This window comes from Actinokineospora sp. (genome assembly GCF_050699995.1).
Lineage (GTDB): Bacteria > Actinomycetota > Actinomycetes > Mycobacteriales > Pseudonocardiaceae > Actinokineospora.
In genome coordinates, this window is record NZ_JBOHGC010000613.1 from 1 (window position 1) to 4939 (window position 4939).

5 protein-coding genes and 2 pseudogenes are annotated in these 4939 nt (G+C 68.1%); all 7 read right to left on the reverse strand.

What is annotated here, in order from left to right; genetic code table 11:
* Positions 1-6 precede the first annotated feature (6 nt).
* The gene (locus ACRDSQ_RS29505) at positions 7-777 is read right to left on the reverse strand and encodes a hypothetical protein (RefSeq protein ID WP_431425586.1); all 771 of its coding nucleotides are present in this window, start codon (positions 775-777) and stop codon (positions 7-9) included.
* A gap of 63 nt (positions 778-840) precedes the next feature.
* Positions 841-1638 (reverse strand): SigB/SigF/SigG family RNA polymerase sigma factor, encoded by a 798-nt coding sequence (locus ACRDSQ_RS29510; protein WP_431425588.1) that lies wholly within the window; start codon positions 1636-1638, stop codon positions 841-843.
* A gap of 122 nt (positions 1639-1760) precedes the next feature.
* Positions 1761-2645 (reverse strand): class A beta-lactamase, encoded by an 885-nt coding sequence (gene bla, locus ACRDSQ_RS29515; RefSeq protein WP_431425589.1) that lies wholly within the window; start codon positions 2643-2645, stop codon positions 1761-1763.
* Between the two features lie 249 nt (positions 2646-2894).
* Positions 2895-3233 (reverse strand): annotated as a pseudogene (locus tag ACRDSQ_RS29520) (NAD(P)H-dependent oxidoreductase); the annotation flags it as partial.
* A pseudogene (locus ACRDSQ_RS29525) lies at positions 3230-4311 on the reverse strand (LLM class flavin-dependent oxidoreductase). The pseudogenes ACRDSQ_RS29520 and ACRDSQ_RS29525, both read right to left, overlap by 4 nt.
* 141 nt (positions 4312-4452) lie before the next feature.
* On the reverse strand, positions 4453-4641 hold the full coding sequence (locus tag ACRDSQ_RS29530; RefSeq protein ID WP_431425591.1) for a DUF397 domain-containing protein: 189 nt from the start codon (positions 4639-4641) through the stop codon (positions 4453-4455).
* A complete protein-coding gene (locus tag ACRDSQ_RS29535) occupies positions 4638-4826 on the reverse strand; it encodes a Scr1 family TA system antitoxin-like transcriptional regulator (RefSeq protein WP_431425592.1) in 189 nt (62 codons plus the stop codon). The genes ACRDSQ_RS29530 and ACRDSQ_RS29535 overlap by 4 nt, the downstream gene beginning before the upstream one ends.
* Positions 4827-4939 lie beyond the last annotated feature (113 nt).

The following is a 4939-nucleotide window of genomic DNA, read 5'->3' on the forward strand; positions in this document are numbered from 1 at the left end:
CTGTGGTTACCGCCTGCGGCGATGCGGCGGTTCGTCCACATCGATCGGCTCCGGCACGTCGTGCTGCGGCACCTGCCGCGACAGGTCGCGCTGTGCCACGTTGGGCTGCTCCACGTCACGCTGCGGCACGTCGCGCGGCTGCGGGACGTCATGGGTGCGCGGGTCGATCGGGGCCGCGGGCTGGACCGACTGCGGTTCGGCCCACTGGGTCTCGTCGAGCCGCGCCCTGGCCGCGTCCTCGTCCACCTGGGCCTCGTCGGCCGCGCTGTAGGTGTCGTAGGTGCGCTCGCGGATGGTGAAGCGGCCCAGGGCCACCGCCGCGAGGAACACGATGAGCGCGCCGAGGCCGGTGTGGAACGCCAGTTCGGTCAGCACCTGGGCGGCCGTGGACGAGCCCACCGGCTCACCGGTCGCGGGGGTGCCGTTGTTCCACAGCCTGCTGATGGCGGGGCCGACGATGAACCAGGCGCCGCCGACCGCGGCGAGCCAACCCCAGAAAACGCCGCCGCCACGCCGGTTGGTGGCCATCAGGCCCAGCCCGCCGAGCAGCACGGCCAGACCGGGCAGGATGTTGAGCACGAGCCGGTTGCCGGTGAACGTCCACGCCGTGTCCGGGGTGTACGCGAGCGAGAAGTACGGCCCGATCAGGGGTATCAAGGCACCCCACGCCCCGAGCAGCACCAGCAGCAGGCCGTTGATGGCACCACGCCGCCGGGGGATCTCAGAGCTCGTGGTGAGCTCTCTGGATGCGCTGACATCCGGGTCATAGCTGGTCATCAGGTACTCCTTCCGACACCAGGCAGGTACCCAGGGCGGCGCCGGTTCATACCTGAATGGCGCTCACGGCTGAGTGATTCCCTCGCGCAGCGTCTGCAGGGTCTTGCTGAGCAGGCGTGACACGTGCATCTGGGACAGGCCGACCCGGTTGGCTATCTCGGTCTGGGTGAGGTTGCCGTAGAAGCGCAGCAGGAGGATCCGGCGTTCCCGCGCGGGCAGCCTGCCCAGCAGCGGACGCAGCGTCTCGGTGTTCTCCACCTCGTGGAACGCCTCGTCCTCGACGCCGATCCGGTCGGCGACGGGCGCTGTGTCCTCGTCCGGCCCGATCATCTCGTCGAGCGACCGCGAGCGGTACACGGCGCCCGCCTCGAGGCCCTCGTACACCTCCTCGGTGGAAATCCCCAGGTGGGCGGCGATCTCACTGGGGGTGGGCGCGCGGCCGAGGGTCTGCGACAGCTTCGAGCCCGCGGCGGTCACCGCGAGGTGGCGTTCCTGCAGGCGGCGCGGCACCCGGATGGCCCACCCGGAGTCGCGGAAGTGCCTGCGGACCTCGCCCATCACCGTGGGGATGGCGAAGGACAGGAAATCCGTGCCCCGGTCGGGGTCGAAGCGGTCGATGGCGTTGAGGAGACCCACAGTCGCCACTTGCAGCAGGTCGTCGTGCGCTTCGCCGCGGTGGCTGAACCGCTGCGCGATGTGCTCGGCGATGGGCAGGTGCCCGGTCACGAGCTGCTCCCGCAGGTGGGCCCGGTCCGGGGAGTCGGCGGGCAGCTCCGCCATGGCTTCGAACAGTGGCCGCAGGTGTCCGTAGCCCTCCGACGAGTCTCGGCAGGCGGCGCTGGTCAACTGCGGTTGGGTCATGCCCGCTCCCGTTCCAGGCTTGGGTCTGCGTGTGGGTCGTTGATTGGTGGACTACCACCGATCGGCGATCCTCATGCGTCCCCCAGCCGGGTGCGGCTGGATAATACCTGGTCAGAACCCCTTTAGCGCGGGTGGAGCTCGGCGGCGACCAAGCGCGCGATGTCGGCGACGATGCGGTTCTGTCCAGGAGTGGTCGGGTCGGTCCGGGTCGTGTAGACGGCGATGACCAGCGGAGCCGCGCCGGGCGGCCAGGCGACGGCGATGTCGTTGAGGGCGCCGTAGTCGCCGCCGCCGGTCTTGTCCCCCGTCGTCCAGTCCTTCGGCAGGCCTGCCCGGATTCGCTCGTCGCCGGTTTTGTTGTCGATCAGCCAGCCGGTGAGCTCAGCCCGGTCGTCGGGGTGCAGGGCGTCGCCGAGGACCAACTTGCGGAGATCCCGTGCGACGGCGTCGGGCGTGCTGGTGTCGCGCGGGTCGCCGGGGAGGTTGGTGTTGAGTTCGGTCTCGTAGCGGTCGAGCCGGGTCCAGCGGTCGCCGAGCGTGCGGGCGAACTCCCCGATGCCGGAGGGGCCGCCGAGGAGGCGCAGCAGGAGATTGCCCGCGGTGTTGTCGCTGGTGGTCATGGTGGCGGCGCAGAGGGCCCGCACGATCATGCCGGTGTCGACGTGCAGTTCGGTGACGGGGGAGTGCTTCACGAGGTCGGCGTGGGTGTAGTGGATCACCCGCTCCATCAGGGTCGGGTCGGTGGTGCGGGCGAGTTGCAGGATCGCCGCCGAGGCAAGGCATTTGAAGGTGGAGCAGAGCGCGAACCGTTCGTGCGCGCGGTATCGGATGGTTCTGCCGGTACCGGTGTTGATCGCGGTGACGCCGATGCGGCCGGGGTATGCGGCTTCCAGCTCCCGTAGCGCTCGGTTCGCGCTTGTCGCCTGTGCTTGACCGGCCGTCGCGGTGAGGAGTGGGGCGGTGATGGCGGCGGTCAGGAGGGTACGGCGTGTGTGATCGAATCCCATGTCTTGAAAGGTACAGACTATGGGTGTCGACGGTGTGGAGATCGGGTGATGCTCTTGGGGTGCTGTGTGGGTGGTTCGCGCGGCGGTTGCGATGATCGCCCGCTGTGCAGGCGACCATCGCCTCCGTCAGGCCGTTTGCCGCGCAGGAGTTCCTCGAAGGGGATCGGGTCGTCGAATCTGTCCACCCTTGTCCTGGATGGCTTGCCGCTGACCAGGTCCGCGAGTTCGCGCCCCGCCTGGGCCACCCGGTCCGCCGGTCGCGCCGAGCAGGACCGGTTTGCGGGTAAGGGAATCCGGGTCCAGAACGTCGAAGAAGGACTTGAACAGGCCGCTGTGAGAAGCGTTGAAGATCGGGGTGACGGCGATGAGGGCGTCGGATCTGACGACCGTGTCGATCGCCGTTCGCAAGGCGGGTGGTGGGAAGCCGGTCAGGAGGTTGTCGGCGATGTCGTGGGCGTGTTCGCGGAGGTTGACGACCCGCGTCTCCGCCGGGACGGCGCGCTGGACGGCCGCGGCGAGGCGGTCGGCCGGCAGGCGGGTGGACGACGGTTCGCTGAGTCCCGCGGAAACCACGGCGATGGTCGTCATCTGGCGGCCTCCACGGTCGACGCGGCGAGCAGGCTCTGGTGGGTGGGGGCCTCGGGGACGTGCGCGGGGCGCAGTGCGGCGAATTCCTTGCGTAGCACCGGGATCACTTCCTCGCCGAGCAGGTCGAGTTGCTCCAACACCGTCTTGAGGGGCAGGCCCGCGTGGTCCACAAGGAACAGTTGCCGCTGGTAGTCGCCGAAGGAGTCGCGGAACGTCAGTGTCTTGTCGATGACTTCCTGCGGGCTGCCCACCGTCAGCGGAGTCTGGTCGGTGAAGTCCTCAAGGGACGGTCCGTGGCCGTACACCGGCGCGTTGTCGAAGTACGGGCGGAACTCGCGGATCGCGTCCTGCGAGTTCTTGCGCATGAACACCTGTCCGCCGAGGCCGACGATCGCCTGGTCCGCCTTGCCGTGCCCGTAGTGCTCGAAGCGGGCCCGGTAGAGGTTGACCAACCGGATGAAGTGTTCCTTGGGCCAGAAGATGTTGTTCGCGAAGAACCGTAGTACGCGGCCTGCTCGGCGATCTCCGGGCTGCGGATCGACCCGTGCCACACGAACGGGGGCACGCCGTCGAGGGGGCGTGGGGTCGAGGTGAACGAGCGCAGCGGTGTGCGGAACCGGCCCTCCCAGTCGACGACATCCTCGCGCCACAGCCTGCGCAGCAGGGCGTAGTTCTCGATCGCCAGGTCGATGCCGTCGCGAATGTCCTTGCCGAACCACGGATAGACGGGTCCGGTGTTGCCACGGCCCATCATCAGGTCGACCCGCCCACCGGCGAGGTGCTGCAGCATCGCGAAGTCCTCGGCGATCTTCACCGGGTCGTTGGTGGTGATCAGCGTGGTGGACGTGGACAGGATCAGCCGCTCGGTGCGCGCGGCGATGTAACCCAGCATCGTGGTGGGGGAGGACGGCACGAACGGTGGGTTGTGGTGCTCGCCGGTCGCGAAGACGTCGAGCCCGACCTCTTCGGCCTTGAGCGCGATCGTGACCATCGCCTGGACGCGCTCGGCCTCCGTGGGTGTCGTCCCGGTGGTCGGGTCGGTCGTCACGTCGCCGACGCTGAAGATCCCGAACTGCATGTCCACGCCTCTTCCCGGTAGGTAGTTCAGCTCTCAACTATACCGAACAGGCCCTGATCACCGCGTATTCCCTGCCTGCCTGCCGCGACACGCAGAAGCTCCCGCCCCAAAGGTCAGGGCGGGAGCTTCTCGGGCGGGCCTTCAGACGTTGTGGTGGACGCCGCGCACGGCGAATCGCACCAGTCCTTCGACTGCCGCAGGGCTTACGCGCATCTCCACGACGGCGTGCTTGGAGTCGCGAACCGCGTCGAATGTGTCTGGCAGCTCGACACAATTGCCCTCGCTGCCGGTGGAGCTGCTCTTGCGCCAGCGGCGCGGTACGGTGCTCACTGCTTCTCCAATCGGTTGATCACTTCCGCGATGAACCCCGCGGAGTCGATGGGGTTCATCGCCTTCTCCACAACGGTTTCGACACCCGTGAGGTAGTCGGTCACGTCGGTCTCATCCAAGAGAAACGCGCCAGAGCGGTAGTGCTCGAAGTGCACGACGGGTGGCTGGTTGGAGCAATAGTCAATACCTGTGGATCAAGATCTTTTAGGCGGCTGATGGTGGGGCGGCGTGGTCGTCGGGTCGTTCGACGAGTTTGCCGCCGGTGAAGGTGGCTCCTGCGCGGACGAGGGCGACGAGT

Excerpts from the sequence above, each read along its gene's own strand:
- ACRDSQ_RS29505 (WP_431425586.1), bottom strand. The coding sequence starts at position 777 with ATGACCAGCTATGACCCGGATGTCAGCGCATCCAGAGAGCTCACCACG.
- ACRDSQ_RS29510 (WP_431425588.1), bottom strand. The coding sequence starts at position 1,638 with ATGACCCAACCGCAGTTGACCAGCGCCGCCTGCCGAGACTCGTCGGAG.
- bla (WP_431425589.1), bottom strand. The coding sequence starts at position 2,645 with ATGGGATTCGATCACACACGCCGTACCCTCCTGACCGCCGCCATCACC.